This is a genomic window from Streptomyces sp. NPDC000229 (genome assembly GCF_040300825.1).
Taxonomy (GTDB): Bacteria; Actinomycetota; Actinomycetes; order Streptomycetales; family Streptomycetaceae; genus Streptomyces.
This window is the reverse complement of record NZ_JBEPEL010000018.1, coordinates 1-26,879: the sequence shown is the minus strand read 5'-3', so window position 1 is coordinate 26,879 and position 26,879 is coordinate 1. Positions and strand designations below refer to the sequence as shown.

The following is a 26,879-nucleotide window of genomic DNA, read 5'->3' as shown; positions in this document are numbered from 1 at the left end:
GAGCGACGGCGGCATGGGCGGGGCCCGTACAGGCCGCCGGTCCCTCCGGGCCCAGGGGGTGAGCCCGGAGGGACCGCGCCCCCACCCACCGGCAGAAGCCGCCCTCCGACCCACCGGCCGCAAGCCATGCCCCACGGGCACAGCCACCCGTCCGCGCCCCAGCCGTCCGCGCCCGCCCCGCGCGGAGATCGGAGCCCCGCCCATGACAGCCGTCCCCACGCCCGAGGCACTGCGCGCCCCCCTCGTCGTGGAGTTCCCCTTCACCCGCTCCCTCGGCCCCGTCCAGTCCGCCTTCCTCACCGGCCTGCGTGAACGCACCGTCCTCGGCGTCCGTACCGCCGACGGCAAGGTCCTCGTCCCGCCCGTCGAATACGACCCGGTCACCGCCGAGGAGATACACGACCTGGTCGAGGTCGCCACCACCGGCACCGTCACCACCTGGGCCTGGAACACGGCGGCCCGCCGCGGCCAGCCCCTGGACCGCCCCTTCGCCTGGGTCCTGGTCCGGCTCGACGGTGCCGACACCGCCCTCCTGCACGCCCTTGACGCACCTGGCGGCCCCGACACCGTACGCACCGGAATGCGCGTGCGCGTCCGCTGGGCACCGCACCGGACAGGCTCCATCACCGACATCGCCTGCTTCGAACCGCACGACGGTCTGGACGATCCACAACCACGCCCCCACACCGGTCGGTTCACCGACCCCGTCACCGGCATCGTCGCACCCGCCCGGCTCGACTACACCTACGCGCCCGGCCGCGCCCAGAGCGCCTACCTCAACGCCCTGGCCGGCCGCCGGACAGTCGGAGAGCGCTGCCCCTCCTGCCACAAGGTGTACGTTCCGCCCCGCGGCGCCTGCCCGACGTGCGGCGTCGCCACCACCGAGCAGGTCGAGGTCGGTCCGCGCGGCACCGTCACCACGTACTGCATCGTCAACATCAAGGCCAAGAACCTCGACATCGAGGTGCCGTACGTCTACGCGCACATCGCCCTCGACGGCGCCGACCTCGCCCTGCACGGACGCATCGGCGGCATCCCCTACGACCAGGTGCGGATGGGCCTGCGCGTCGAGCCGGTCTGGACCGAGGGCGCACGCCACCCCGACCACTACCGGCCCACCGGCGAACCCGACGCCGACTACGACACCTACAAGGAGCTCCTGTGACACCACCGGCCAGGGACCCCGCCAGGGACATCGCGATCGTCGCCTTCGCCCAGAGCGACCACCGGCGGCGCACGGACGAGCTCTCCGAGGTCGAGATGCTCATGCCGGTCCTCCACCAGGTGCTGGCGGACACCGGACTCGAAGCAGGCGAGTTCGGCTTCACCTGCTCCGGCTCCTCCGACTATCTCGCGGGCCGTGCCTTCTCCTTCACCATGGCCCTGGACGGCGTCGGCGCCTGGCCGCCCATCTCGGAGTCGCACGTGGAGATGGACGGCGCCTGGGCCCTGTACGAAGCGTGGGTGAAGCTGCTCACCGGCGAGGCGGACACCGCCCTCGTCTACGCGTACGGCAAGTCGTCGCCCGGCGAGGTCAGGGACGTGCTCACCCGCCAGCTCGACCCCTACTACCTCGCCCCCCTCTGGCCCGACTCCGTCTCCCTCGCCGCCCTCCAGGCACAGGCACTGATCGACGCCGGTGAGACCGACGAGCCGGAACTCGCCGCCATCGCCGCCCGCAGCCGCGCTTCGGCCGCCGACAGCAACCCGCACGCCCAGCTCGCCGGCCCCCGTCCGCACGGCGACTACCTGGTCCGCCCGCTGCGCACCGGCGACTGCCCGCCCATCGGCGACGGGGCTGCCGCCGTGGTCCTCGCCGCCGGGGACAGGGCGCGCGAGCTGTGCGAGCGGCCCGCCTGGATCCGTGGCATCGACCACCGCATCGAACCGCACAACCCGGGCGTGCGCGACCTCACCGACTCGCCCTCGACCCGCCTCGCCGCACAGCGTGCCGGTGCCTTCGACCGGCCGGTCGACACCGCCGAAGTGCACGCCCCTTTCACCTCCCAGGAGGTCGTGCTGCGGAAGGCACTGCGGCTCGACGGCAGCGTCCGGGTGAACCCCTCCGGCGGGGCCCTGGCGGCGAACCCCGTGATGGCGGCGGGCCTGATCCGGCTCGGCGAGGCCGCCGCCCGCATCCACCGGGGCACCTCCGACCGCGCCCTCGCGCACGCCACCTCCGGCCCCTGCCTCCAGCAGAACCTGGTCGCCGTCCTCGAAGGAGAGCCCCGTGCCGCATAAGGAGCCCGTGGCCGTCGTGGGCGTCGGCCAGACCAAGCACGTCGCCGCACGCCGTGACGTCTCCCTCGCCGGACTCGTCAGGGAGGCCGCCCACCGCGCCCTGCTGGACGCCGAACTGACCTGGGCGGACATCGACGCCGTCGTCATCGGCAAGGCGCCCGACTTCTTCGAGGGCGTGATGATGCCGGAGCTGTACCTGGCCGACGCCCTCGGCGCCGTCGCCAAGCCGATGCTGCGCGTCCACACCGCCGGCTCGGTCGGCGGCTCCACCGCGCTCGTCGCCGCCAATCTCGTCGCCGCCCGGGTCCACTCCACCGTCCTCACCCTCGCTTTCGAAAAGCAGTCGGAGTCCAACGCCATGTGGGGCCTGTCCCTGCCCGTGCCCTTCCAGCAGCCGCTGCTCGCGGGCGCGGGCGGCTTCTTCGCCCCCCATATACGGGCCTACATGCGGCGCACCGGCGCCCCCGACACGATCGGCTCCCTCGTCGCGTACAAGGACCGGCGCAATGCCCTGAAGAACCCGTACGCGCACCTCCACGAGCACGACATCACCCTGGAGAAGGTCCAGGCCTCCCCGATGCTGTGGGATCCCATCCGCTACTCGGAGACCTGCCCCTCCTCCGACGGCGCCTGCGCCCTGGTCCTCACCGACCGAGCCGGTGCCGCCCGTTCTCCCGGGCCGCCCGCCTGGGTGCACGGCGGTGCCATGCGCAGCGAACCGACGATGTTCGCGGGCAAGGACTTCGTCTCGCCACAGGCCGGCAAGGACTGCGCGGCCGACGTCTACCGGCAGGCCCGGATCACCGACCCGCGCCGGGAGATCGACGCCGTGGAGATGTACGTGCCCTTCTCCTGGTACGAGCCGATGTGGCTGGAGAACCTGGGCTTCGCCGCCGAGGGCGAGGGCTGGAAGCTCACCGAAGCGGGCGTCACCGAACTCGACGGCGACCTGCCCGTGAACCCCTCGGGCGGCGTCCTGTCCACCAACCCCATCGGCGCCTCCGGCATGATCCGCTTCGCCGAGGCGGCCCTTCAGGTGCGCGGGCAGGCCGGGGAGCACCAGGTGCCGGGAGCCCGCCGCGCACTGGGGCACGCGTACGGCGGCGGCGCCCAGTTCTTCTCCATGTGGCTGGTGGGAGCCGAACCACCGACCGCATGAAGGTCACGGGCCGCATGACCACCACCTGACCGGTCACGCGCCGCACCCTGTCCGTGACCGGCCCCGATGACTAGTCTGAGCGCGGACGACGAACCGGGAGGAGCAGGCACGTGGCGGAGACCATCACCACCCAGCAGCAGCTCGCAGGCTGGGAGAAGCCGGAGCTCGACCTCACCAACGCGGACTGGCAGTCGGGCAGTCAGGGAGCGGGCGACGTCCAGATCGCCTTCGTCGAGGGTTTCATCGCGATGCGCAACGGCGGCCGTCCGGAGAGCCCGTCGTTGATCTTCACTCCCGCCGAGTGGCGTGCCTTCGTGCTCAACGCCAGGGAGGGGGAGTTCGACCTCACCTGACGGTGACGCCCCGGTCCGCCCGCTTCCGGCCCGTGCGTCCACGACACCGCACGCGACCCCCGGCAGTCCCGGCAGGACCGTGCCCCACAGCGGCATGGTGAACAGCGGCCCGTCGCCGGCCGGCTCGTCGGCCACCAGCCCGACCGGCAGGCCGGCGACGGCCCCCCACCAGCCGGCGCCCGCACAAGGCGCCACAGGACCGCCACCACGACCGCAACCAGGTCTGACGGCCCGGGTCCGGCCTAAGGTGGGGGTCATGAGTGAAGAGCGTGATCTCGACCGGATGATCGCCGGTATGCGGCCCGAACTCAACCCCGGTCACTTCGTCTTCGTGACCGTCGACGGCCCCGCCGTCCCGCCCCGACTGCACCCCGTCGTCACCGTCGCAGAATCGGAAGGCCTGACCCTGGTCGTACCGCAGGACGAGGCGGACGCCGCCTCGCTGCCGTACGACTACGTGGCCGGCTGGATCACCCTGCGCGTCCACTCCGCGCTCGACGCCGTCGGGCTCACCGCCGCCGTCTCCCGGGAGCTCGCCGACGCCGGCCTGAGCTGCAACGTGGTGGCGGGCTTCCACCACGACCACCTCTTCGTCGAATACGCCCGGGCGGGCGAAGCCCTCACCGCACTGCGCCGCCTGGCGGAACGCTACGCCTGACCGGCACCCCCACGACCCTCCCGGTACGCCCCCGACGCCCCGCGTCCGCGCCCGGTACGGACGGCGCCCGTCCCGGGTGGCCGTCGCCCGAAGCGGTGAATGCCGGGTGCCCCCGCGGGCCTGGTGACAGGGGCCGTGCCGGTGGGCGGGGGCCCGGGCCCGGGCGCCGGTCGGGGGCCCCGGGCACGTACCATGGCGGCATGTCCTTCCTCCGCCGCCGCAGCGCCGCCACACCCGCGGGCCCGGACTTCGACGTCCTGGCCATGGACCCGGGCGACTGGCCCGGCAACCTCGGCGCCGGTCTCCTCCCCGCCCCCGACGGCACCTGCCAGGGCGTCTTCCTCCGGTACGACCTGTTCGGCGGCCGCGGACCCGCCATGATCATCGGCAACCTCCCCGAGGGGTCCCCGGCCCGGGAGCTCGCCGAGGGGCAGATCCCCTTCGAGGTCGCGCAGCTCCTCGCGGCGCTGGAGAACGACGAGCCGGTCGAGGTCGTCGAGACCGAGGACGTACCGGTCATGCAGGGGGACAACCTGCTCATCGTCCGCCGTCTCAAGCTCTCCGAGAGCCGTATCTCCTGCGTGCAGTTCGACCGCAGCGACAATGTGCTCGTCACCATCGCCAGCTGGGACCGCCCCATCACCGACGACCTGTACGCGCTGCTCAAGCCGCTGCCCGCGGAGCTCTTCCAGCAGGGCTGAGCCGAGGAGGCGGGGACCCCGCCGGTGCGGACTAAAGTCGGGACCATGGCAGCACACGAAGGGAACCCGACCGCGCGCGTCGACAGTTGGATCTGGGCGGTACGTCTCACCAAGACGCGCTCGCAGGCCGCCACCGCCTGTCGTGCCGGGCACGTACGCGTCAACGGTGAGCGTGCCAAGCCCGCCCAGCCCGTGAAGCCCGGCGACGAAATCCGGCTGTTCCACGCCGGCCGTGAGCGCATCGTCGAGGTGAAGCAGGTGCTCACCAAGCGCGTCGGCGCGCCCGTGGCCGCCGAGGCGTACGTGGACAACAGCCCGCCCCCGCCGCCGCGCGAGCACGTCGCCCTCGCGGGTGTGCGCGACCGTGGCACCGGCCGCCCCACCAAGCGGGAACGCCGCGAACTGGACCAGCTCCGCGGCATCCGCCCGTCCTGATCGGCACCGCCCGGCAGCGGCTACGACGTGAACATTCCCGCAGGCCGGGCCGCCGAGGTCCCCAGCCCCGTCGGCCCGGTCGGCAGGCCCGCGCCGGGCAGCCCGGCGCCAGGCAGGCCCGCGCCGGGACGCTCCGCACCGGGAACCCCCGCGCCCGGACGTCCCGCGCCCGGACGTCCCGCGCCTGCCGGCGTCATCCCCGACGGCACCGCGCCCGGCGTCGCTTCACCCCGCCGGGCTGCGGCCCGCAGCCGGGGCGTACCGGCGCCCGAGCGGACGTCCTCGTCCCGGTAGCGACGTACGCTGCGGTGCCAGTGGAGGATCCCGGCGAGCCAGTCCTCCAGCTCCCGCACATACGCGGCGAGAGCGGCCCTGCCGTTCCGGTCGAGCCCGAACTGCTCGCTCAGCACCGGCAGTTCATTCTTTTTCACATGCTCGAACTGCCGCAGCCGCCCCCGCATCAGATCGTCGATGATCTTCACGCCGGTCCGGTAGTCGCAGCCGAAGAAGGACTGCACCACCAGCACCCCGTTGTGCACCTCACCCTCGACCTCGATCTCCTTCTGGTACGAGATGAGGTCGTTGGCCATGGCGGCGTAGTCCGAGACGGAGTTCTCCAGGCTCCGCACCGTCCCGCTCCGGAGGAGTTCCTGCGGCAGGTGGTTCTGGTGCCGCAGCCGTGCCAGGCTCATCGTCAGGTCCGAGCCGAAGGTCAGCCGCCGCATCTCCACGTAGTCCACCGGGTCCGGGACGCGGTGCTGCGCCTGGTTGTGCAGCTCCCAGAGCCAGCTCTCCAGCATGTCGTCCAGCGCCTTGCGGAGGGACGCCCGCGCCCCGGGCCCCATTGGCCCGGCGGTGCGTGCCCACAGGTCGGCCAGCGACCGCTCCATGGGGCTGACCGCCCCCGCGGCCCCCGCCTCCGGGGCGTCGACGGGCATGCACGTCATGAGGCGCTCGTTGCACAGCTTGGCGCCGTAGAGGTCACGCGGCCGCCCGAAGACGATGGGGTAGTAGTCGTCGCCGTACGTCCCCCACGTCAGCCACTCGGCGCTGAGTTCCAGCTCCTCCACCGTGGCGTCCGGATCGAGCCCGGCCGAGCACAGGGCCAGGTCGAAGCCGGCCAGCAGCTTCTCGTCCCAGATGTCGTCGAGCAGACCCATCCGGCGGGCCCACTCCAGGGACTTGGCGCGCGCGTCGTCCAGATGGGGGCTGAGCGTCAGCGGGTACGGCAGGTCGAAGTCCGGCAGCAGCGAGGGGCCGACGTGCTGGTTCGGCACATGGGTGAGGCTGCGCGCCCGTGCGGCAGCGGGGCGGCCGAACAGCGTCGTGATGTCGAGCGCCGAGGTGCCGAGCACCCCGCTGAAGAGGGACGGCCCGCTCTTCGCGCCCTTGTTCATGTACCGGCTCGAGCGCATGTGCCACTCGTGGCCACCGGACTGCCAGTCCTGGAGGCCCTTGGCGTACGCGGCGACCGCGGCGGTCTGGGCAGGGCTCAGGCCCTTGTCCAGGCACAGCTGGGGGACCTCGGTCAGCGCGGTGTTCTCGAACTGCTGGAGACGCGAGGTCAGCAGGTCGTTGACCGCTTCCGCGGCCTCCTGCGTCGTGCACTCCAGGAACTTCTCCAGTACCAGGACGCCGTTGCTGTTCTCGCCCTCGTCCTCGACCTCGCGCTGGTACGAGAAGAGGTCGTTGCGCAGGTGTACGGCGTCGGCGAAGGCGTCCCGCAGGACCCGCAGCGGCCGGGAGCCCACCACCGCCTCCGGTACTTCGGCGCCCACCGCGTACTCCACCAGCCCCGCCGACCAGGGCGCGCCGCCCACCTTGCGGCGCATCTCGATGTACTCGACGGGGTTGGCGATCCGCCCCTCGTTGATGTTCGCCAGCTCCCACAGGGACTCGTTGAGCAGGTGCTCGGTCGCCTCGGCGAACCGCGACCGCCACGCGGGCGACATGCTCGGCACGGTCCGCGTCCACAGGTCGGCGAGACCGGCCTCCACCGGGTTGGCCGGCTCGGGCATCTCCCGGGAGAGGTCCATCGGCATGAACGCCGGCAAGCGCTCCAGATACGCCGTGCCGCCGACGAGGTCCTGGGTGCGCTTGAAGACCTCCAGGAAGTGGTCGTCGAAGAAGAACACCCACACGTACCAGTCGGTGACCAGGGAGAGCGCCTCGGAGTCACAGTCCGGGTGGGTGTACCCGCACAGCAGGGCGTAGTCGTGGGAGTCGAGGTCGTGCTCGTCCCAGACCCCCGACCCCTCCAGCATCCCCATCCGGCGCGCCCACTGCTTGGTGTGGGAACGTGCCGCCTCCACGTGGGGGTTGAGGCGTGCCGGACAGGGCAGGTAGAAATCCGGCAGAACGAAGGGCTGTGCCATGCGTGCGGGGCCTTTCGGTGAGCGTGGAGGTACCGCGCCACCCCCTACCCCTCGCCGCGACGGACCACGCCATTGGCCGTATTAGTCGTATGAACGCCGGTGGGGGGTTCCACGCCGACGGCACGCGGACCGCGGGCACATCGCCGGCTGTACCGACGACGCCCCGCCGGCCACGTTCCGGCCGGGCTCAGTCGACCTGGACGGCGAGCAGGCAGGCATCGTCGTCGTGAACGCCCCGCTCGTACTCCTCGGTGAGCCGGTCGACGATCCGCCGCGGCGGCAGACCGCTGCTCGCCGCCAGCAGCCCGGTCAGCGCGTTGATGCCCTCGGTGATGTCCTGACCGCGCCGTTCGACCACCCCGTCGGTGTACAGCAGCAGCACATCGCCCTGCTCCAGCCGGAACTCCGCCGTCTCGTACGTGTGCCCCGGCAGCACCCCCAGCAGCGGCCCCCGGTGCTCCGTCGGCAGCGCGTAGGCACGCCCCTCACGCAGCAGCAGGGGCGCCGGATGCCCGGCACACGTCCACCGGAAGACCCGGTCGGCACCGACGTGCCCGACCGACATGGTGGCCGTCGCCGAGGTGGGGTCGCTGCACACCAGCTCGTTGAGCCACGTGGTGACGTCCCCCGCACACGCCCCCGTCTGGGCCAGCCCCGCCATCGCGTGCCGCTGCTGGGCCATCCGGGCGACCGCCTCCAGGCCGTGCCCGCTCGCGTCCCCGATGGCGATCAGCGCCCGGCCGTCCGCCAGCGGCCGGCACTTGTACCAGTCACCGCCCACCGCGGCGTCCGGCTCGGCGGGCAGATAGGCCGCCGCCACGGACAGCCCCAGCTCGGCCAGCCCCTCCGAGTACGTCGGCAGCAGCGCCTCCCGCAGCGCCGACGCGACATGCCGTTCCGCCGCGGCCTGCTGCCGCAGCTGCTCGGTCTCGACCTGCTTCTCCACCAGCCGGCGACGGCTGCGCATCTGCGGAGTGAGGTCACGCGCCACGATCTGGAGCGCCCAGGGCCGGCCGTCCGTGCCCGCCACCGGGCGGCCCAGCAGGTCGACCGTACGGACCTCACCCAGCACCAGGAAACGGATCCGGGTCCAGGCGGGCTCCTCACCGGCCAGCACCGACGCGATGAACTCGCCGAACGGCCCCACGTCCGCCGGCACCAGCGCATCGCACAGCTCCAGCAGGGACCACGGCAGCGCCGGGTCCGTACGGAAGATCCGCTGCAACCCCTCCGACCACGTCACCGATCCGGACAGCAGGTCCCAGCGTCCCCAGCCCATGGAGGCCAGATGCTGCGCGTCGATGGTCAGGAGCTCAGCCTGACTGCGCACCGGACGCCAGGTCGTCAGCAGCTCGTCGCCGCACGACGCCGCGTAATGCACCAGCTGGACACGCCGGAGCCTGCCGTGCCGTTCCTCGGTGTAGTCCACGACCATGCCGTTGAGGGCACGGCCCGTCGCCAGGACCTCCTTGAACGCGGCAAGCAGCCCGCCGCCCGCCGCCCCCGGCCGGGCCTCGGCGAAGAAGAGCTGACCCGCCTGCTGGTCGGGCGAGAGCAGCCACTCGGCGGAGCGGATGTGGTTCCCGGCCCGGATGGTGAAGTCGGTGATCGCACCCGCGTCGTTCCGCACGGGGGAGAGCAGCGCGGCCGACACCGGAATCGCCGGCAGCGCCGCGCAGAGGCACCGCCGGGGGTCGTGCCCCTCGCCCGTGTCCACGCACGTGTGCTGAGCGCCATAGCCCTGACCGCACGGGCACTGGGCCGTCCGGGCGTGGCCGGCGTTCTCCGGCGACGGCGCTCCCGCCTCGCCGGAGGCCCGCCCCGCCGAGGGCTCCGCCACTCCGGCCGTCTCCGACCTGCGGCGCACCTCCGCCCGTAGCGTCGTGATCTCACGCTCGATGTACGCCTTGAGTGACGCCACGTCGGCAGTGGGCGACCGCGTCATGAGGGCGCCACGGCCCCGGCGCCGACGGCCGCCCCGGCGGCCGGCGCGTGTCTGTGGCCGGGAAGGTTCATGGTGACGGCCTTTCTCATCGTGCTCCTCGTACACCTCGTGCCCGTGCGGGACGTATCCCGCACGGGCACGTACTCCGTCCGGGGGTCAGGCGTGGACGCCGTGTCCCCGGTGGCCCCGTCCGGTGATGAGCCGGTAGAGGGCGAGAATGATCACCGAACCGATGATCGCGGCGATCCATGTCGACAGGTCGAAGAAACCGTCGATCGACTCCACACCGAAGATGACCTTGCCCAGCCACCCGCCCAGCAGGCCACCCACGATGCCGATCAGCATCGTCACCAGGATGCCGCCCGGGTCCCGTCCCGGCATCAGCGCCTTGGCTATCGCACCGGCGAGCAGCCCGATGATGATCCACGCGATGATTCCCATTCTCGACCTCCCGTAGCTTTCCGCATGTTCCGCCACGCGGCGGGACATCCCAGCGCGTTGCCGCGCCCGCGGCCGATAAACACCGGTGGCCCCCACCGAACCGACGAGGAGCCGAACGACCCGGCCCGAACAGGCCCAAAGTCCCGGAACGGACAGGCCGGTCGGCGTGCGTGCCCGGGTGCCCCACCGGCAACACCAACGGCAGCCCCTCACCGCACCGGCCACCGGACAGCCGAAGAGGAAGAGACACCGCCCATGAAGTGGATGGCCCGCACCAAAGCCCGGCTCCTGAACGCCACCGACGTGTTCTGCCCGTCGCGCACCCTGCGCCCGCCCCCGGAATCGCTCCACGTCAGCAGCCCGTCGGCGGGAACCCGCTGGACCTGCGTGGAACGGCACCGGATCAGCTGGCAGTACACCGGCGCCCTGTGGCACCCGTGCGACGTGCTGCTCGAACGGCGCACCGACGAGGGCTGGACCCCGGCGGCGCTCCTCGCCGCACACGTCGACCCCCGCGCCCTGGGCGCCTCCGTCGTCGTACCCGAGCTGCCGACAGGGCCGTACCGCGTCCTGATCACCTCACCGGAACTGCCCGCCGCGGCCTGCAGCCCGCCCCTGGTGATCCGCCACCCCTGACACACCGTCACCCACCGGGCCCTGCCGGACAGGCGTGGCAGGTCCTGGTCGAAACCCCCCAGCACGGCCAGACCAAGCTGCGGGACGTCGCCGCCGCGCTGGTCGCCACCGGTCACGGCCGCGGCCTGCCGCCCAACGTGCGTGCCCCGTTCAGCCGAGCCCTCCGCCACGCCCGCGAGGCCCGAGTCGGGCTGCCCAGGACAGCCGGACCACCTCGACAGGCCGTTCGAGGCCCGACACCCCGGTGCCCCACGGTCCTCGGCCTCGGGGAGCGGAGGCGCCCCGGGCGTCCGGGCGTACGACAACGCGCTGTGTGCCCGGTGTGTCGGCACCGGGAACACAGCGCGCTTCCCCCTCGCCGCCGGTCAGCGCGTGCCGACCGCCGCGCGCACGGCCCGCCGTGCCAGTGCGCAGTCATCGTGCAGCCGCCGCAGCAGCAGCCGCTGTTCCTCGCCGGTCGACACCGCGCCCGGCGCCGGCGGCACCGAACCGGCGGGTGGGGCTTCGCGTATCGTGCGCTGCACGGCCGTCTCGTACGTACGGATCTCCCGCGTCAGCACCAGCATCAGGTTCACCAGGAACGCGTCCCGCGCCGCCGGGCCCTCGCGCTGCGCGAGCTGGCTGATGTGACGCCGGGCCGCGGGGGCGTCGCCCAGCACCGCCCACAGTGTCGCCAGGTCGTACCCCGGCAGGTACCAGCCCGCGTGCTCCCAGTCGACCAGCACCGGACCGGTGGGCGACAACAGGATGTTGGAGAGCAGCGCGTCCCCGTGACAGAACTGGCCCATGCCCTGGCGGCCGCCCGCGTGGGCCAGCCCGTGCAGCAGTTTCTGCAGGTCGTCCCGGTCCCGGTCGGTGAACAGGCCCAGCTCGTGGTAGCGGGAGATCCGCGAACCGTAGTCGAGCGGGGCGTCGAACGTCCCGGCCGGCGGCCGCCATCCGTTGAGCCGGGTGATCGCGCCGAGCGCGGCCCGCAGATCGGCCCGGGGCGGTGCCTCCAGGGGGTGCCGCGTGAGGGCCGCGGCCCGGCCGGGCATCCGCTCGATCACCAGGGTGCAGTTGTCGGGATCGGCGGCGATCAGCCGCGGCGCGCGCACCGGCGGCCGGTGGCGTACGAAGGCCCGGTAGGCGGCGATCTCGTGACGGAACCGCTCGACCCACGCGGGGGAGTGGTCCAGTAAACACTTGGCTACCGCGGTGGCGCGTCCGGTGGTCCCGACGAGAAGGACCGAGCGGCCGCTGCGCCGCATCACCTGCACCGGGTTGAACTCCGGGCAGATCCGGTGCACCGACGCGATCGCCTTCCGCAGCTGCGCGCCCTGGGTGCCGGACAAGTCGATTCTCCCGCTGAGCGGGCCGGCCACCGTCCCCGTCCAGCGCCGGGCCCGACCCGCCTGGGTGGGATCCAGATACGGTCCGCTGCCGGCCGGGACGGTGCGCTGCGGCCGGGGCGGGGCGGACACGGAGGACGATGCTGTGTACATGGGCGAGACAGATCCCTTCGTGTGCCGGCGATTTACGTACGCTGCCCCGTCCCGGCAACCGGCCGACACCCTGGGGAATGAGGGCCGGTTGCCGGGGCGGGGTGGCGCTTTCCTACCTGACACCCGGGCGCGGGTGGCACACCATCTGGCGGACCCTGGCGAACCCTGGCGAATAGTCGCCAGCCCTATGACAGCGGGTTAGTGTCAACTCAGCCGAGAACCTGGGGGCTTGACGTGACCGGAGAACCCAACACCCGCCTAGCAGACCTGTTCGGCCTCGCCGGCTGGTCCAAAGGGGAACTCGCAAGACTCGTGAACCGGCAGGCGGCGGCCATGGGCCACCCCCAGCTGGCGACCGACACCTCGCGGGTCCGGCGCTGGATCGACATGGGGGAGACCCCGCGCGATCCCGTACCCCGGGTGCTGGCAGCTCTGTTCACCGAGCGACTCGGCCGTGTCGTGACCATCGAGGACCTCGGGTTCGTACGACACGGGCGCGCCGGGAAACGGCGGGACGTCAGGAACACCGACAACCCTGACGGGCTGCCCTGGGCGCCCGAGCGTACGGCTGCGGTCCTCACCGAATTCACGGGAATGGACCTCATGCTCAACCGACGCGGCTTGGTGGGCGCGGGCGCCGCGCTCGCCGCAGGCTCCGCACTCACCAGCGCCATGCACGACTGGCTCCACACCGACCCCGCTCTCGCCGCCGAAGCCCCCCGCCTCGACGATCCCCTGCACGCCGATCCCGCCGGGTTCGACCGCTACGAGGCCGCCCCCATCGGGTCGCAGGAGATCGAGGCGCTGGAACGCTCGGTCGAAGTGTTCCGCGCCTGGGACGCCGCCCGTGGCGGCGGGCTCCAGCGGAAGGCCGTCGTCGGCCAGCTCAACGAAGTGGGCGGCATGCTCGCCTACCGTCACCCCGACCACCTCCAGCGCCGGCTCTGGGGTGTCGCCGCAAACCTGGCGGTCCTCGCCGGCTGGATGTCCCACGACGTGGGCCTGGAACCCACCGCCCAGAAGTACTTCGTCATCGCCGCCCACGCGGCCCGCGAGGGCGGCGACCGGCCCCGCGCGGGTGAGGCCCTCTCCCGCGCCGCCCGCCAGATGGTCCACCTGGGCCGTCCCGACGAGGCCCTCGACCTGATGAAGCTCGCACGGTCGGGCTCGGGCGAGGAGATCCTGCCGCGTACGCAGGCCATGCTGCACACCATCGAGGCCTGGGCGCAGGCGTCCATGGGCCGCGGCCAGGCGATGCGCCGCACCCTGGGCGAGGCGGAGGAGCTGTTCGTCTCGGACAAGTCCGACGTGCCCCTGCCGAGTTGGATGCAGACCTTCAGGAAAGAGGACCTGTACGGCATGCAGGCCCTCGCCTACCGCACTCTCGCGGAGCACGAACCGGCGGCCGCCCGGCAGGCCCAGTACTTCGCCCAGAAGGCGCTCGCCCTGCGAACCGAGGCCACACAGCGGTCGAAGATCTTCGACTACCTCTCCATGGCGTCGGCGTGCTTCATCGCGGACGACCCCGAGCAGGCCGACCGGTACGCCAGGCTCGCGCTGATGTCGATGGGGGAGACGTCCTCCCACCGCACCTGGGACCGGCTGCGGGAGATGTACCGGCTCACCGGGCACTACGCGGGCTACTCGAAGATCGAGGACCTCCGTGAGGAGATCCAGCTGGCCATGCCGAAGAGCGCGGCGAAGAGGCCCCGGCGCGGCCAGGCCTGACGGCGCCGCTCCTGACGGCACGACCGGCCGCTGAACCGGCCCGGCCGCTGAACCCCCCGAACACTGACTGCGCGAACGAGACGCATCCGGACCAGACCTACCCGGACGAACGGAGCGGCCGGACACTCCGGCCCGGCCACGACCCATCCATCCTGCCCATCCCGCCCGGCGGGCGCTCAGCCACGGACGCCGGCCGGAACCATCACCCCATGCCGACGCCGACGCCCTGCGTCGCGGCAGGCCCGAGCATCACGACCGTACGCACCATGACGCCCGGGCCGGACCTCACGAGCGGCCGCCGACCCTGGCGACCATCACACAGGCGTCGCCCTCACGAGGCGAACGGCCGAACTCCTCCACCACCGACCGCACACACTCCTGGGCGTCGCGCGCCCGGGCGAACCGCGGTGCCAGCTCCAGCAGCCTGTCCCGGCCGGGACCACGGGTCAGCCCGTCCGTGTGCAGTACCAGCAGGTCCCCGGGCAGCAGTCGGACTTCGGCCTGCTCGTACGTCGCCCCGGACGTCGCCCCCAGCAGGGCGCCCTCCGGGCGGGTCAGCGCGTGCCCCGTCCCGCCGCGGAACAGCAGCGGGGCGGGGTGGCCCGCCTGTGCCCAGGTGAGCGTCCGGGTCCGCGGGTCGTAGCGGCAGCACACCGCGCTGCCCAGGGCGGGCTGCGAGGAGGAGTCCAGCACCTGGTTGAGGTAACCCATCAGGGCGCCGGGGCGGATTCCGGCGACCGCCATACCGCGCAGGGCGCCCAGCAGCATCGTCATCGTGGACGTCGCGGACACCCCGTGCCCGGTGAGGTCGCCCGCGGTCAGCAGGGCGTCCCCGTCGGGCAGTTCGAGCGCGTCGTACCAGTCACCGCCGATCGTCGCGCTGGACCCGGACGGCAGGTACTGCCCGGCCAGGTCCAGCCCGGCGGGGCCGCCGTGCGGGAGGCCGGAGGAGCCGCGCCAGGGCGGCAGGACCGCCTCCTGCAACTCCACGGCCACGCGGTGCTCGGTCTGTTCGATGTGCTGGCGGCGCTGCAGCGAGTCCCGTGATTCGCGCACGGCCCGCTCGCTGCGGCGCAGCTCGCTGACGTCCCGTAAAACGGCCCACATCGACGCGGTGCATCCGTCGACGTCGAGGACGGGCTCGCCCATCATGTGCAGCGTGCGCACCCGGCCGTCGGCACGGACGATCCGGAACTCGCCGTCGATGGGCTTGCCGTCGATCAGACAGCCCGTCACCATCGCCGTCAGCAGGGCCTGGTCCTCGGCGAACACCATGGAGGGCAGCTCGTCCAGGGTCATCGGGCCGGCTTCGGGGGAGCGGCCGAAGATGACGTACAACTCGTCGGACCAGCTCACCTCGTCGGTGAGGAGATTCCACTCCGCGCTGCCGACCCGGCTGAGCAGTGACCCGGTGGGCGGCGGGTCCGCCGGCGCGTCGTCGGTGCCCGGGCCCCCGTCCGGCTCGGCCGACTCCGCGAGGCCGTCCGGGACGCCTTCCTTGAGCTGGCCCAACTGTGCGCCCAGATCGTCGAGTTGGTGGACGGCGAGGTCGCACAACGCGCGCTGCCAGCGGCCCTGGGGGTCGTCCTCGTCCGCCACGGCGTCCCGGCGCACGGCGTCGACGTCTCCGCGCAGCCGACGGGTCTGCGAGATCAGGGCGTCCAGCGTGCCGCGCTCCGGCGGCTGTGGGGCGGGACGGTCCGCGAACAGATGGGACGGCATGTCGTACTCCGATACGGGCGCGGCGCGGCCAGGGTCTGAAACTAAGGACCGGTTACGACTGTTGCACAGGCGGAGACTGCCTGTAAGTGGTTTGGCAACACTCGATACGGTGGCGCTTGTGGCATATGCCAAAGGCCCGGTGGGAACCGGCCGTCCGGGCCGGAGGGCCACCGTACCCCCGGCGCGGGCCCGTGCGGGGACACCGGTGGGTCACGGCAGGATCGAGTCCACGTAGCCGCCGTCGACCCGCACCGCCCCGCCGGTCGTCGCCGACGCCTGGGGGGAACTGAGGTAGACCACCATGTGCGCGATCTCCTCCGGCTCGATCAGCCGCTGCAACAGGGACTGCGGACGGTGCTTGCGCATGAACACGCGCTGCGCCTCCTCCCAGGCCAGATCCTGGTCCACCAGCTCGTACACGAAGTCCTCGACACCACCCGTACGAGTGGGGCCCGCGATGACCGCGTTGACGGTGACGCCCGTCCCGGCGGCCTCCTTGGCGAAACCCCGGCTCACCGCCAGCAGCGCCGTCTTCGACATGCCGTAGTGGATCATCTCGGCCGGGATCACCACGGCCGAGTCGCTGGCGATGTACTGCACGCGTCCCCAGCCGCGCCCCGCCATACCCGGCAGATACGCGCGGGTCAGCCGCACCGCCGCGAGCACGTTCACCTCGAAGTACCGCCGCCACTCCTCGTCCGTGATGTCCAGCGCCGGCCGCGGCTCGAAGATGCCCAGGTTGTTGACGAGGATGTCCACCTCCGGCAAGAGCTCCACGGCCAGCTCGGCGCCCTCCTCGGTGGCGATGTCCGCGGCCACCGGGACCACCTCGGCGTCGGGGACCTCCGCCCGCAGCCGCTTCACGGCCGCCGTGACACCCTCCGAGGTGCGCCCGTTGACCGCCACCGTCGCCCCCGAGCGCGCCAGGGCGGTGGCGATCGCCGCGCCGATGCCCTGCGTCGAGCCGGTGACCAGCGCCGTCCTGCCCGTGAGGTTCACATGCATCCGCCCGGTTTCCCTTCTCGCGTGCCGTCCCCCGCGTCCGATGGTGCCCTTCCGCCCCCGTCCTCATGCCCGGTACGAGGCTGACGTGGACCGCCGCGCAGGGGGTACCCGGACCGCCCGTGGCCGGGCCCCGGGCCGGGACCCGGACAGAGTCGTCGCCGTCGGAGGGCGGAGCCGTGAATATGAACGCCGGCAAGCGGGTCGTCGTCACTGGAGCCACCGGAAATGTCGGCACCAGTGTGGTGGCGGCCCTCGCCGATGACCCGCAGATCTCGTCCGTACTGGGCCTGGCCCGCCGGCTGCCCGGCTGGTCACCGCCGAAGACCGACTGGGCCGAGGTGGACCTCCGGGAGGAGACCGACCTGGTCAGGCACTTCGAAGGCGCCGACGCCGTCGTCCACCTGGCCTGGGCGTTCCAGCCCACGCACGACCCGGTGGCCACCTGGCGCACCAACGTCCTCGGCAGCCTCCAGGTGTACCGGGACGTCTCCTCCGCCGGCGTGCCCGCGCTCGTCCACGCCTCGTCGGTCGGCGCGTACTCGCCCGGGCCGAAGGACCGCGCGGTCGACGAGTCATGGCCCACCCACGGCTGGCCGGAGGCCGCGTACTGCCGGGAGAAGGCCTACCTCGAACGGGTCCTGGACGCCTTCGAGGCGCGCAACCCCGGGGTGCGGGTCGTCCGGATGCGGCCGGCCTTCCTGTTCAAGGAGGAGTCGGGGAGCGAACAGCGGCGGATCTTCGCCGGCCGGTTCATGCCGGGCCAGCTCGCCGGGCCGAAGACCATCCCGGTCGTGCCCGACATCCCGGGCCTGCGCTTCCAGGCCCTGCACACCGACGACGCCGCGCAGGCCTACCGCCTCGCGGTCACCAAGGACGTGAGCGGCGCCTTCAACCTGGCCGCCGAGCCGGTCCTGGACGCACGGGAGCTGGCCGGTCTCCTCGACGCCCGGGTCGTCCGCCTTCCCCGTCCGGCCATCCGCGCCGCACTCGCGGCCGGGTGGGGCATGCGTCTGATCCCCGCCTCCCCGCAGCTCTTCGACGCCGTGCTGCGCCTGCCCCTCATGGACTGCACCCGTGCCCACGACGAACTGGGCTGGCGGCCCCTGCGCTCCTCCCTGGAGGCCATCGAGGAGATGCTGGAGGGCATGCGCCACGGCGCCGGCATGGACACCGCCCCCCTCGCGGGCCGCAAGGCGAGCTGACGCGCGGGACCGGGCGTCGCCCACAGGTGACGGCGGCGCCCCGAGTGGGCAGACCGACAGGAGAGGTCGGGACGCCCCGGCGTCCCGACGCGCACACCCACTCGGCCGGTGAAGGGGGCAACGGTGCCGGACAGGCGTCCTCGTGGTTATCAGCCCGACTGGCAACCGCGCCCCGCGACCCAGGACCTGCTGGCCGCCGTCGAGCTCATCCTCGGCCGGTACGCGGCGCAGTTACCGCTGACCATACGTCAGATCTGGTACGCGGCCGTGTCCGACGGGGTCCTCGTGAGGCAGGAGCGGACGTACAAGCGTCTCGTCGACCTCCTCGGCATGGCCCGCCGCTCCGGCCGTATCTCCTGGCTGGCCATCGGCGACGGCACGGACGCCGCCGTGGAACCCGTCGCGTACGACGGCCCCGACGGGTTCCGCCAGGCACAGCTGGACGCCGCCCGCGGCTTCCGGCTGGACCGCCAGGCCGGCCAGGAGGCCCGCCTGGAGGTCTGGTGCGACACGGCCGGCCTGGTGCCGCAACTGGCCACGGTGACCGATCCCTGGGGCGTGCCCGTGTACACGTCGGCGACCGGGCTGTCCGGCAAACGGGCCGCCGCCCAGCGGGCGGCCGCGGGCGGCCACACCTCCGTACGGATCCTGGTGGTCGGCGACTGGGACCCCACCGGTCTGCACCAGTTCACGGCGCTCGCCGAGGACGTCACGGCGTTCGCCGCGCTGGACGCCCCCGATGTGACGATGCGCTTCGACCGGCTGGCCGTCACCGAGCACCAGATCGCCCGGTTCCGCCTGCCCACGGCCCCGGTGAAGGCCAGCGACCGGCGCTCCTTCCCCGGTACGTCCACCACCCAGGCCGAGGCGCTGCCGCCCGACGCGCTGGCCGCACTGGTGCGGGACGCGATCAGCGGCAGCCGCGACACCGAGATCCTGGCCGACGTCCTGGAGCGGGAGGAGGCGCAGCGGCGCGCCCTCCTCGAACGCTTCCCGGCGTAGCGCGGCCTCAGGGCGGCGGATCGCCCGGCGCCGTCGTCCCGCGCAGCCGGTCGAGACGGCTGATCACCGGGGTCGCGGTCACCCCGTGCAGGACGACCGAGGCCAGCACGGTGAAGGCCACCACCGCCCACAGCTGCTGGGCCGGCCCGCCGAAGTCGTCCTGTCCCAGCGCGTACGCGAGGTAGTAGAGCGATCCGATGCCCCGCAGCCCGAACACCGCCGTCACGATCCGCTCGCGCGGCCCGGCCGCCGAGCCGGACTGCGCCAGCCAGCCCGTGACCGGACGGACCACCAGCACCAGCAGCATCGCGACGGCCGCCGCCTGCCAGGTCAGGGCCGCGAGCCCGCCCCCGGCGACGTACCCGCCGAGCAGGAACAGCAGGAACGCGGTGAGCAGCCGCTCTATCTGCTCGGTGAACTCGTGCAGCACCTTGTGGTAGCCGTGACTGCGCTCGGCGGCACGCAGCGTGCAGGCGGCGACGAAGACCGCCAGGAAGCCGTAGCCGTGCAGCAGCTCCGCCACCCCGTACGACAGGAACGTGGCCCCCAGGGCGACGAAACCCTCCATGTGTTCCGACAGGCGCAGCGCCGACGCCTTGGCGCGGAAGAACATCCACCCGAGCAGCCGGCCCACCGCCATCCCCGCGGCCACCCCGATCGCCACCTTGCCGAGGAGGTCGGAGAGCGCCCAGCCGCCGATCCACCCGGCCGACCAGCCGCTCCCCGCCGAGGCCGCCAGCGCGACGGCCGCCAGGACGAACGGGAAGGCGAGCCCGTCGTTGAGGCCCGCCTCACTGGTGAGCGTGAAGCGCACCTCGTCCTCGTCCTCCTCCGCGTCGGTCGGCTCGCCCACCCGCACCTCCGCCGCCAGCACCGGATCGGTGGGCGCCAGCACCGCACCCAGCAGCAGCGCCACGGCGGGCGGCCAGTCCAGCAGCGCCCACGCGAGCACGGAGGTCACCACGATCGTCAGCGGCATCGTGACGCCCAGCAACCGCCAGCTGCCCGCCCACGCGCGAAGTCCGGGCGGCCGGTTGATGGCCAGTCCCGCGCCCATCAGCGACACGATCACGCAGACCTCGGTGATGTGCTCCACCCAGATCCGGTCACCCACCGGGTCGACCACGGGAACCGGCAGCGGCAGCAGCTGGACGGCGGCACCGGCGGCCAGGAACACCATGGGCATCGAGAACGGGCGGCTGAAGACCACCCGTGGCAGGACGGCGGCCGCGAGCGCACCGACGCCCAGGCCGGCGTACACCAGATCGGAAAAGGTCATTAAGCAGTAGTGCGCGCGGTGAGCGTGAACAAACCCCCGTCCGGGTCACGCAGAGTCGCGTGGGCACCCGGCTCGTGGTGGACCACGGTGCCGCCGTGCCGCTGTGCGGCCGCCACGCGGGCGTCCACGTCGCGTACCGGGAAGTGGACCTCCCAGCGGGGCCGGACGGTGGGGTCGGGCGCGGCCTCCAGCGCGCCGGAGCTGAGCCGGGCGACCACGTGGCCGGCGCTGCGCAGCACGACCTCGTCCCCCTCGTACTCGACGTCGCAGCAGCCGGGCCGGCCACACGCCCAGTCGAAGACCTCACCGTAGAAGATCGCGGCCTCGAAGGCGTCCCGGGTCTGCAGCCGCAGCCACGCGGGCGCCTCGGCGCGCCAGGTCTCCCATCCCGAGAGCAGCTGGCCCTCCCAGATGCCGAAGACCGCGCCGTCCCGGTCGGCGGCGAGCGCTCCCCGTCCGACGACGAACCCGACCGGCCCGACGGCCACCGTGCCGCTGCGCTCCCTGATGCGGGACGTGGTCTGGTCGGCGTCCTGGACGGCGAAGTACGGGGTCCAGGCGACGGCCACCTGGAGGGCGGAGGCCAGTGCTCCTATCCCGGCGACGGGGTTGCCGTCCTCGAGGGCGACGCTGAACTCCTTGCCGAGCCGCGCCGGACGGAATTCCCAGCCCAGGACCGCGCCGTAGAAGTCCTGGGCGGCGCGCAGATCGCGGGTCATCAGGCTGACCCAGCAGGGTGCACCGAACACGGAGCTGCTGGACGTCACCCCTGACGCCGTGGTGGCTGTCGGCTTCCTGTTCATGTGCAAAACCGTCCCGGTGTCACCAGTGGTGCGGATGTGCCGCAGGTGTCCCTGCTCTCTCTTCTGCCTCTGCCCGGTGTCCATCCTTGCACTCTTTGTGGGGGATGGCCCTTCTCTCCCGGCCGTGGCTCAGCCGCGCCGCCGCGGCAGCCGCAGGCGGGCGCGCGAGCGCCGCACCCCACGGGCCAGGTGCCAGCGCTCCTCGTACAGCAGCCGGCCGACCAGCGCGCCGCCGAAGACCACGAAGCCGACGCCGACGAGCCAGGACTGGACGACCAGGAACGTGCCCACCGGTCCGTACGCCACCGCGTTGGAGGCGATCAGCGTGGAGAAGACCAGCCGGGAGAAGACCCGCAGCCCGGCCAGCCCGATCACGGTGCACACGGCCCCGGGCAGCAGGGCGCGCCAGGGCAGCCGCCCGCCGAGCAGCAGCCGCTGCGACCACCAGAAGAACAGCACCGCGCTGGCGAAGGCGAGCGTCACCCGCCAGGCGAGGTCACCGCCGGTGGCGGGGCGGGACAACACGTCGGCCGACAGCAGGAGGTAGCCGACGAGCAGGGCGAGCCAGACGGCGTGGCGCCACATCGTGTGCCAGCGGGCCGCGGGCAGCTCCCACACCTTCTCGTAGCCCGTCTGCACCACACCGCCGAACGTCATACCGAACACGGCGAGTGCGGCGATACCGAACCCGGTGGTCGACTCCAGCGCCGCACCCGGAGGCGCGAACAGCCGCTCCACTTCGTCCGTCGAGCCCTCCGCGACCCCGAGGCCGTCCGAGAGCCACTGGGCGAACCCGGTCCCGCCCGCCGGGTCGGCGGCCGCGATCACGATCAGCAGCGGTACGAGCGTGAGCAGCCCGAGGGCGGCGAACCCCATCGAGCGGTGCATCAGCTCCAGGTCGGTACCGGTCCGCCAGCCGCGCCCGGCGGCCGAGCGGTGGAAGGCGCCGTGCAGCCGCCCGAACCACCATGCGCGGGCCCCGCCCTCGGCCCCGGGAGACTTCTCGGACATGCACCTCGCATACCCGGCAGGGGCGTGCGGGGTACGGGTGGGCGCGGGGGAGACCCCGAATGGACGCCTCCGCCCGCGTCCCCGGGTGGGGCGTCGCTACGACAGCTTGCCGTCGTAGTCGGGCAGCTTGAACGTCCTCTCGGCGTGACCGCCGACGAGGTCCGTGGGCCGGTTGCCGATGTTGGCGATGATCGTGTATCCCTTCGCCTCGATCTCGCCGCGCTTGGCCGTCTTGTACGCGCTCACCTCGTCGAACAGGTCGGGCAGGTCGCGTACGTACAGGCCGTCGACGGGGTAGCCGGCCGCCTTGAGGTTGTAGGTGGTGGGGGCGTGGAGGATGCCCGGCCGAGCGGTGACGAAGAAGACGTCCACGCCACGGGAGTCCGCGTACCGGACCAGGTCGAGAACGGGCCGGACGGCGGGCGTCGGGTACTCCCAGACGTAGTGGAAGTCCGTCTCCAGGGAGGTGTTGTCGATGTCGAGGACCAGCGCGAGCTTCCGGCCGGAGGAGGACGCGGTGCGCTGCTCGATGTAGGGGCGGGCCTGGGCGAGGGCGGCGGCCACGTCGCGCTGCCAGGTGGCGTAGTCGACGCCGGCGAGCTGGGCGCCGGTGGCGCCGGCCGCGGCACGGGCGACGGGGGCGGAGGCGGGAGTGGCCGGTGAGGCGGCAGTGGCCGCAGTGGTGGTGGCCGTGGTGACGGCGAGCGTGGCCATGGTGAGCGCCACCCGTATTCTCCATCGAGCTGCATGCATGGGGCTTCAACTCCTGTGGGGGTAGGGATCGGTGAAGGCTTTGGCATGCTCGCGCCCAATGATGGACGGAATGAAGCGTTCCATCTACTGGCCGGTAGCCATTTGGTGCGCGGGGAGACGGGCCGGGCGAAATCCGCCTGCGCAGCAGACGGGCCGGGCGAAATCCGCTTGCGTGGCAGACGGGCGGCCCCGGACAGTGGCCCGATGCAGACGGGACCCATAGTGACCGTCCGGGCCGCCCGGACCGAGGACGCGCCGCAGATCTGCGAGCTGCTCAACGCCATCGACACGATCGAGATCGGCGCCCCCGAAACCGATCCGCACACCGTCGAGGCCGACCTCGTCCACCCGGAGGTGGACCTCGAACAGGACTCGTGGCTGGCCTTCGAAGGCGGCCGGCTCGTCGCGTACGCCCTCCTGTGGGACGACTCGGGCGCAGAACGCGTCGACATCGACCACTACGTTCTGCCCGACCACCAGGCGGCCGGCGAACGCCTGCTGGCGGCGGCCGAGGAACGGTCCCGCGCCAAGGCGCGCGGAAACGGCGCCGCGCAGGCCGTGGTCCACCTCCACCTCAACCAGCGGCCGACCACCGACACCGCCATCCTCACCCGGCGCGGCTGGCGCACCGTACGCCGCTACCAGGTCATGGTCCGCGACCTGACGCCACACCAGGACCCGCTCCCGGAACCGCCGTCCGGGGTGACCCTGCGCGCCTGCATCGACGAGACCGACCGGCGGCGCGCCCACGCACTGGTCGAGGAGACCTTCGCCGACCACTTCGACCACCAGCCGCGCACCTACGAGCAGTGGCTCGACGATCTCGACGCCGCCCACCTGGACTGGTCGCTCGTCTGGATCGCCTCCGTCGAAGGCATTGGCGACGCCGCCGTGCTGCTCTCCCGCAACGACCGCTCCGGCATGGGCTGGGTCCGCAACCTCGGCGTCGTCAGGGCCGCGCGCGGCCGGGGGCTGGGCGGCCACCTGCTGCGCCACGCCTTCGGCGTCTACGCCGCCCTCGGTCGCGACACGCTCGGGCTCGGGGTCGACACCCTCAACGAGAGCGGCGCCCTGCGGCTCTACGAGGCCCACGGCATGCGGCTGCACTACGCCGTGGACACCTGGGAGGTCACGCTTCCCGCAGCCGGCTGACGTCAGGGACGGCGCAGCAGCGTCTCCAGGACGGAGTCGAGGTACGTCGGATCAGAGGGGAGGGTTTCCGGGACCGCGTGGGCCAGCTGGGTGTGGCCCAGGTAGGACGTGTACGCCAGCAGCCCGCGCCGGGCCGCCGTCGGTGGGGGGAAGCCCAGGTCCTCGAAGAGGCGGGCGACGTATCCGATCCGGCGCTCCGTCACCCGGCGCAGGGCGGCCGCCACATGGGGGTGGCCCGCGTCGGCCAGGAGCGAGACCTCCAGGGGGTCGTTCACCGCTTCCGTCATGACCGTCCGGAACAGCGTGCGCAGCCGGGTCTCGGGGTCGGGCCGGCGCTCCGTGGCCTCGATGATCCGCTCCGTGGAGGTCTCCTCCCACCGCTCCAGCGCCGCCTCGATCAGCGCGTCACGGCCGGTGAAGTGCCAGTAGAAGCTGCCCTTCGTGGTGCCCAGCCGGGCGGCCAGGGGCTCGACCGCAACGGCCGCCAGGCCGCCGCCCTCCGCCATGGCCGCGAGGGCGGCGTCGGCCCAGTCCTGGACGGTGAGCCTCCGGCGGGCACCGGCCGGTCGTTCGCGCGTCATGACCGTACGGTAGCGTACGGAAAAACATACGCTCCCGTATGGAGGTGCGGCATGCGCACGGTACGGAACGCCCACGCCCGCGTCATCGAGGCCCCCGCCGAGCGGGTGGGCGCCCTGCTCGACCGGATCGCCGCCGACGACGACCCGCTCTTCCCCGTCCCCGCCTGGCCGCCGATCCGGTTCGACCGGCCCCTCGGCGTCGGCGCCGACGGCGGTCACGGACCGGTCCGGTACCGGGTCACCGAGTACACCCCGGGCCGCAGCCTCCGGTTCGACTTCGCGCCACCCGACGACGGCCACCACCGGCTGTACGTCGAGCCCCTGGGCCCCGGCCGCTGCCGGATGGTCCACACCCTGGAGCAGCGGCAGGGCCCGGGCCAGGCGCTGGTCTGGGCCCTGCTCGTGCGTCCCGTCCACGACACGGTGGTCGAGGAGCTCCTCGACAACGCCGAACGCGCAGCCACCGGCCGCACCGCCGCCCGCCCGGCCACCAGGACGCCCCGGGTCCGGCTGCTGCACCGCCTGGGGTACGCCCGGCCCGTCGCCGCCCCGATACCCGCCTCGGCACGGCTCGCCCGCAGCGCGTTCGACCGGCCCGACTTCACCGACGCCTGGCGCCTCCCCCTCGCCCCCGGCATGGCCCGCGACCCGCGCGCCTGGCGCGGTGTCCTGCCCTTCACGGTCAAGGCGGTCGAGGGCGGCGAACTCCTCCTCGGCGAGGACGCGCGCCACCTCGACTTCCGTGCCTCCCTCCTCGTCGACGACCAGGGCGTCACCCTCAGCACGGTCGTCAAGACCCACAACGCGCTCGGCCGGCTCTACTTCGGCGTCGTACGCCACGTGCACCCGTACATGGCCCGGCTGATGCTCCGCCGCACCCACCGCAGGCTCGCGCTCGCCGCGCCCACCGCCGGGGAACGGCACTGGACGCGGGAGACCACGCGGCGCTGAGACGGCGCTGGGGCGTCAGAGCCGGCAGCCGGTCGGCAGCTCCGCCGGACCGGCGGTCCGGCCGACAGGCGGACGGTGGCCCCGCCCGAGCCAGTCCTCCAGGGCGGTGAACGCCGAGCGGTGGCACGGCACCAGCGGCCGGAGCCGGCCGGGGAAGGCGTCGAACGAGGCGGGCAGGGGCGGGCTGCTCGGGGGTCAGGGGGTCCCCGCACCGTAGGGCGGCCGGGACACCGCCGGGGAGGGCAGGGCGCACCACAGTCCCCGCGGCGCCGGGCGGAGCCGGAGGGGATTGCGCAGGCCGACGGCTCCCGCTGGGTGGCAGCGGCCGGGCGGAGCCCGGGCGGGCGCGATCGGGGGACGGTGCCCAGGGCGGGCTGCGCGCACCGGGTGGGATCATGCCCCGTACACTCGTCCACCGCTGCCCGCAGCGGCGGTGAGGGATCAACAGACGTCTTCGGAAAGGTATTTCGACATGGACTCCGCCGTGCGAGGCGACGCGCCGATCTACGACAGCCTCATCGAGGAGCGCGGCGACGTTCCCGCCGACGTCCGCCGCGTGGCCGAGGAGACGCTCAGGCAGCTGACCCGGGCGCTGGACTTCGGTGCCGTGGGCCGCTCACCGGGCTACCCGGGCATGGGCTTCCCGCCCCCGGCATCGATATGAGCGGGGGCGGGTAGCCGCTGACGCCTCCCGGCCGGCCGCCGTGGCTCACGGCTGCTCGTCGACTCACGGTTGCTCGTCGACGAGCCCGCACACCCAGGCCAGCGCGTCGTGCACACCTCGGACCTGGGCCGCACGCTCGGCGTCCTCGGTGGGGTCCCCCAGCTGCACGACGGCCGCGTCCAGCTCCGCCGTGAGCAGGTGACTGGACGGTATGCGACCGGTGCCCGCGGCCCCCGTCACCGGGGCTTCGGCGGCCCGCCCGAGCGCCCACTCGAAGGCGGCCACGGCGCCCAGCGAGAACGGCGTCCGGAGACCGGGCGCCGCCGCCTTGTGCTCCAGCCGCTGGTACGCCGCCTCGACCTGGGCCCGGGGCTTGGTGCCGATCAGCACATCCTGGTTACGTTCGGAATCCACTGCCATACGTATACGTCTGACCGCAGGGGCCGATGCGATGCCCCGAAATGTGAAATTCCTCAAGGTTCAGGGCAGGGTCCATTTCTGGTTGGGCCCGGTGTGGCAGGTCCACAGGTGCAGTCGGGTGCCACCGGCACCGCCCCGACTCCGTTGCGCCCACCCTCCCCGCTCTCGGGACCGCCCA

The 26,879-nt window shown here is 72.8% G+C and carries 26 protein-coding genes and 1 pseudogene; 14 read left to right on the top strand and 13 right to left on the bottom strand.

Annotated elements, in window-relative coordinates; translation table 11 throughout:
* Positions 1–202: 202 nt before the first annotated feature.
* The 7 genes from ABT360_RS12435 to ABT360_RS12405 all read left to right on the top strand — a co-directional run bounded on the left by ABT360_RS12435 (position 203) and on the right by ABT360_RS12405 (position 5,547).
* Complete coding sequence (locus tag ABT360_RS12435) at positions 203–1,165, top strand: Zn-ribbon domain-containing OB-fold protein (RefSeq protein WP_351814250.1); 963 nt, start codon at positions 203–205, stop codon at positions 1,163–1,165.
* On the top strand, positions 1,162–2,241 hold the full coding sequence (locus ABT360_RS12430) for a thiolase domain-containing protein (protein WP_351814249.1): 1,080 nt from the start codon (positions 1,162–1,164) through the stop codon (positions 2,239–2,241). Before ABT360_RS12435 ends, ABT360_RS12430 begins: the two co-directional genes overlap by 4 nt.
* Entirely contained in the window at positions 2,231–3,400 is a 1,170-nt protein-coding gene (locus tag ABT360_RS12425; protein WP_351814247.1) for a thiolase domain-containing protein, read from the top strand. Before ABT360_RS12430 ends, ABT360_RS12425 begins: the two co-directional genes overlap by 11 nt.
* Before the next feature lie 110 nt (positions 3,401–3,510).
* The gene (locus tag ABT360_RS12420) at positions 3,511–3,753 is read left to right on the top strand and encodes a DUF397 domain-containing protein (RefSeq protein WP_351814245.1); all 243 of its coding nucleotides are present in this window, start codon (positions 3,511–3,513) and stop codon (positions 3,751–3,753) included.
* A gap of 256 nt (positions 3,754–4,009) precedes the next feature.
* Positions 4,010–4,411, top strand: coding sequence for an ACT domain-containing protein (locus tag ABT360_RS12415; RefSeq protein WP_351814244.1), 402 nt, complete (start codon positions 4,010–4,012; stop codon positions 4,409–4,411).
* Positions 4,412–4,611: 200 nt separating this feature from the next.
* Positions 4,612–5,112, top strand: a complete 501-nt coding sequence (locus tag ABT360_RS12410) for a hypothetical protein (RefSeq protein ID WP_064070633.1) — start codon at positions 4,612–4,614, stop codon at positions 5,110–5,112.
* A gap of 45 nt (positions 5,113–5,157) precedes the next feature.
* Positions 5,158–5,547 (top strand): RNA-binding S4 domain-containing protein, encoded by a 390-nt coding sequence (locus tag ABT360_RS12405; protein WP_351814241.1) that lies wholly within the window; start codon positions 5,158–5,160, stop codon positions 5,545–5,547.
* 20 nt (positions 5,548–5,567) lie between these two features.
* Here ABT360_RS12405 and ABT360_RS12400 read toward each other — a convergent pair whose 3' ends face one another.
* From ABT360_RS12400 to ABT360_RS12390, 3 genes are all read right to left on the bottom strand, one after another.
* Positions 5,568–7,922 carry a terpene synthase family protein gene (locus ABT360_RS12400; protein ID WP_351814239.1) on the bottom strand — a complete coding sequence of 785 codons (2,355 nt, stop codon included), beginning with the start codon at positions 7,920–7,922 and terminating at the stop codon, positions 5,568–5,570.
* A 187-nt stretch (positions 7,923–8,109) separates the two neighbouring features.
* Positions 8,110–9,843 carry a PP2C family protein-serine/threonine phosphatase gene (locus tag ABT360_RS12395; RefSeq protein ID WP_351814237.1) on the bottom strand — a complete coding sequence of 578 codons (1,734 nt, stop codon included), beginning with the start codon at positions 9,841–9,843 and terminating at the stop codon, positions 8,110–8,112.
* A 180-nt stretch (positions 9,844–10,023) separates the two neighbouring features.
* Positions 10,024–10,308 carry a GlsB/YeaQ/YmgE family stress response membrane protein gene (locus ABT360_RS12390; RefSeq protein WP_064070628.1) on the bottom strand — a complete coding sequence of 95 codons (285 nt, stop codon included), beginning with the start codon at positions 10,306–10,308 and terminating at the stop codon, positions 10,024–10,026.
* A 255-nt stretch (positions 10,309–10,563) separates the two neighbouring features.
* Between ABT360_RS12390 and ABT360_RS12385 the strand changes: the two genes are divergently transcribed.
* Complete coding sequence (locus ABT360_RS12385) at positions 10,564–10,944, top strand: hypothetical protein (protein ID WP_351814236.1); 381 nt, start codon at positions 10,564–10,566, stop codon at positions 10,942–10,944.
* Between the two features lie 365 nt (positions 10,945–11,309).
* On the opposite strand, the gene ABT360_RS12380 is transcribed toward ABT360_RS12385, so the two are convergent.
* The gene (locus ABT360_RS12380) at positions 11,310–12,428 is read right to left on the bottom strand and encodes an aminoglycoside phosphotransferase family protein (protein WP_351814234.1); all 1,119 of its coding nucleotides are present in this window, start codon (positions 12,426–12,428) and stop codon (positions 11,310–11,312) included.
* Between the two features lie 234 nt (positions 12,429–12,662).
* Here ABT360_RS12380 and ABT360_RS12375 point away from each other — a divergent pair, with 234 nt between their 5' ends.
* Entirely contained in the window at positions 12,663–14,156 is a 1,494-nt protein-coding gene (locus tag ABT360_RS12375; RefSeq protein WP_351814232.1) for a DNA-binding protein NsdB, read from the top strand.
* A 285-nt stretch (positions 14,157–14,441) separates the two neighbouring features.
* Here ABT360_RS12375 and ABT360_RS12370 read toward each other — a convergent pair whose 3' ends face one another.
* Both ABT360_RS12370 and ABT360_RS12365 read right to left on the bottom strand, forming a co-directional pair.
* Complete coding sequence (locus tag ABT360_RS12370) at positions 14,442–15,878, bottom strand: PP2C family protein-serine/threonine phosphatase (RefSeq protein ID WP_351814230.1); 1,437 nt, start codon at positions 15,876–15,878, stop codon at positions 14,442–14,444.
* Positions 15,879–16,088: 210 nt separating this feature from the next.
* Positions 16,089–16,883: an SDR family NAD(P)-dependent oxidoreductase gene (locus ABT360_RS12365; RefSeq protein WP_351814228.1), complete on the bottom strand. Its 795-nt coding sequence runs from the start codon at positions 16,881–16,883 to the stop codon at positions 16,089–16,091.
* Between the two features lie 182 nt (positions 16,884–17,065).
* Between ABT360_RS12365 and ABT360_RS12360 the strand changes: the two genes are divergently transcribed.
* Together ABT360_RS12360 and ABT360_RS12355 are read left to right on the top strand one after the other, a co-directional pair.
* Positions 17,066–18,085 carry an SDR family oxidoreductase gene (locus ABT360_RS12360; protein WP_444852227.1) on the top strand — a complete coding sequence of 340 codons (1,020 nt, stop codon included), beginning with the start codon at positions 17,066–17,068 and terminating at the stop codon, positions 18,083–18,085.
* A 123-nt stretch (positions 18,086–18,208) separates the two neighbouring features.
* Positions 18,209–19,087: a hypothetical protein gene (locus tag ABT360_RS12355; protein ID WP_351814224.1), complete on the top strand. Its 879-nt coding sequence runs from the start codon at positions 18,209–18,211 to the stop codon at positions 19,085–19,087.
* Between the two features lie 7 nt (positions 19,088–19,094).
* On the opposite strand, the gene ABT360_RS12350 is transcribed toward ABT360_RS12355, so the two are convergent.
* The 4 genes from ABT360_RS12350 to ABT360_RS12335 form a co-directional block, all read right to left on the bottom strand.
* On the bottom strand, positions 19,095–20,366 hold the full coding sequence (locus tag ABT360_RS12350) for a cation:proton antiporter (protein ID WP_351814222.1): 1,272 nt from the start codon (positions 20,364–20,366) through the stop codon (positions 19,095–19,097).
* Complete coding sequence (locus ABT360_RS12345) at positions 20,366–21,169, bottom strand: VOC family protein (RefSeq protein WP_351814220.1); 804 nt, start codon at positions 21,167–21,169, stop codon at positions 20,366–20,368. Before ABT360_RS12345 ends, ABT360_RS12350 begins: the two co-directional genes overlap by 1 nt.
* Before the next feature lie 129 nt (positions 21,170–21,298).
* Entirely contained in the window at positions 21,299–22,180 is an 882-nt protein-coding gene (locus ABT360_RS12340; RefSeq protein WP_351814218.1) for a YhjD/YihY/BrkB family envelope integrity protein, read from the bottom strand.
* Between the two features lie 96 nt (positions 22,181–22,276).
* Positions 22,277–22,933 carry an HAD family acid phosphatase gene (locus ABT360_RS12335; RefSeq protein ID WP_351814216.1) on the bottom strand — a complete coding sequence of 219 codons (657 nt, stop codon included), beginning with the start codon at positions 22,931–22,933 and terminating at the stop codon, positions 22,277–22,279.
* A 204-nt stretch (positions 22,934–23,137) separates the two neighbouring features.
* Here ABT360_RS12335 and ABT360_RS12330 point away from each other — a divergent pair, with 204 nt between their 5' ends.
* On the top strand, positions 23,138–24,085 hold the full coding sequence (locus ABT360_RS12330) for a GNAT family N-acetyltransferase (RefSeq protein WP_351814214.1): 948 nt from the start codon (positions 23,138–23,140) through the stop codon (positions 24,083–24,085).
* Between the two features lie 2 nt (positions 24,086–24,087).
* Here ABT360_RS12330 and ABT360_RS12325 read toward each other — a convergent pair whose 3' ends face one another.
* On the bottom strand, positions 24,088–24,666 hold the full coding sequence (locus tag ABT360_RS12325; RefSeq protein WP_351814212.1) for a TetR/AcrR family transcriptional regulator: 579 nt from the start codon (positions 24,664–24,666) through the stop codon (positions 24,088–24,090).
* A gap of 51 nt (positions 24,667–24,717) precedes the next feature.
* Between ABT360_RS12325 and ABT360_RS12320 the strand changes: the two genes are divergently transcribed.
* Positions 24,718–25,617 (top strand): DUF2867 domain-containing protein, encoded by a 900-nt coding sequence (locus ABT360_RS12320; RefSeq protein WP_351814210.1) that lies wholly within the window; start codon positions 24,718–24,720, stop codon positions 25,615–25,617.
* Positions 25,618–25,632: 15 nt separating this feature from the next.
* On the opposite strand, the pseudogene ABT360_RS12315 reads toward ABT360_RS12320, so the two are convergent.
* A pseudogene (locus ABT360_RS12315) lies at positions 25,633–25,779 on the bottom strand (tannase/feruloyl esterase family alpha/beta hydrolase); the annotation flags it as partial.
* Between the two features lie 310 nt (positions 25,780–26,089).
* Here ABT360_RS12315 and ABT360_RS12310 point away from each other — a divergent pair.
* Positions 26,090–26,281: a hypothetical protein gene (locus ABT360_RS12310; protein ID WP_084903276.1), complete on the top strand. Its 192-nt coding sequence runs from the start codon at positions 26,090–26,092 to the stop codon at positions 26,279–26,281.
* A gap of 63 nt (positions 26,282–26,344) precedes the next feature.
* On the opposite strand, the gene ABT360_RS12305 is transcribed toward ABT360_RS12310, so the two are convergent.
* Positions 26,345–26,695, bottom strand: a complete 351-nt coding sequence (locus ABT360_RS12305; RefSeq protein WP_351814208.1) for a hypothetical protein — start codon at positions 26,693–26,695, stop codon at positions 26,345–26,347.
* Positions 26,696–26,879 lie beyond the last annotated feature (184 nt).

Bases quoted from the DNA above. Each gene is read 5' to 3' on its own strand.
- ABT360_RS12435 (WP_351814250.1), top strand. From the start codon at position 203: ATGACAGCCGTCCCCACGCCCGAGGCACTGCGCGCCCCCCTCGTCGTG.
- ABT360_RS12415 (WP_351814244.1), top strand. From the start codon at position 4,010: ATGAGTGAAGAGCGTGATCTCGACCGGATGATCGCCGGTATGCGGCCC.
- ABT360_RS12410 (WP_064070633.1), top strand. From the start codon at position 4,612: ATGTCCTTCCTCCGCCGCCGCAGCGCCGCCACACCCGCGGGCCCGGAC.
- ABT360_RS12405 (WP_351814241.1), top strand. From the start codon at position 5,158: ATGGCAGCACACGAAGGGAACCCGACCGCGCGCGTCGACAGTTGGATC.
- ABT360_RS12400 (WP_351814239.1), bottom strand. From the start codon at position 7,922: ATGGCACAGCCCTTCGTTCTGCCGGATTTCTACCTGCCCTGTCCGGCA.
- ABT360_RS12390 (WP_064070628.1), bottom strand. From the start codon at position 10,308: ATGGGAATCATCGCGTGGATCATCATCGGGCTGCTCGCCGGTGCGATA.
- ABT360_RS12385 (WP_351814236.1), top strand. From the start codon at position 10,564: ATGAAGTGGATGGCCCGCACCAAAGCCCGGCTCCTGAACGCCACCGAC.
- ABT360_RS12380 (WP_351814234.1), bottom strand. From the start codon at position 12,428: ATGTACACAGCATCGTCCTCCGTGTCCGCCCCGCCCCGGCCGCAGCGC.
- ABT360_RS12370 (WP_351814230.1), bottom strand. From the start codon at position 15,878: ATGCCGTCCCATCTGTTCGCGGACCGTCCCGCCCCACAGCCGCCGGAG.
- ABT360_RS12365 (WP_351814228.1), bottom strand. From the start codon at position 16,883: ATGCATGTGAACCTCACGGGCAGGACGGCGCTGGTCACCGGCTCGACG.
- ABT360_RS12360 (WP_444852227.1), top strand. From the start codon at position 17,066: ATGAACGCCGGCAAGCGGGTCGTCGTCACTGGAGCCACCGGAAATGTC.
- ABT360_RS12350 (WP_351814222.1), bottom strand. From the start codon at position 20,366: ATGACCTTTTCCGATCTGGTGTACGCCGGCCTGGGCGTCGGTGCGCTC.
- ABT360_RS12345 (WP_351814220.1), bottom strand. From the start codon at position 21,169: ATGAACAGGAAGCCGACAGCCACCACGGCGTCAGGGGTGACGTCCAGC.
- ABT360_RS12340 (WP_351814218.1), bottom strand. From the start codon at position 22,180: ATGTCCGAGAAGTCTCCCGGGGCCGAGGGCGGGGCCCGCGCATGGTGG.
- ABT360_RS12335 (WP_351814216.1), bottom strand. From the start codon at position 22,933: ATGCATGCAGCTCGATGGAGAATACGGGTGGCGCTCACCATGGCCACG.
- ABT360_RS12330 (WP_351814214.1), top strand. From the start codon at position 23,138: ATGCAGACGGGACCCATAGTGACCGTCCGGGCCGCCCGGACCGAGGAC.
- ABT360_RS12325 (WP_351814212.1), bottom strand. From the start codon at position 24,666: ATGACGCGCGAACGACCGGCCGGTGCCCGCCGGAGGCTCACCGTCCAG.
- ABT360_RS12320 (WP_351814210.1), top strand. From the start codon at position 24,718: ATGCGCACGGTACGGAACGCCCACGCCCGCGTCATCGAGGCCCCCGCC.
- ABT360_RS12310 (WP_084903276.1), top strand. From the start codon at position 26,090: ATGGACTCCGCCGTGCGAGGCGACGCGCCGATCTACGACAGCCTCATC.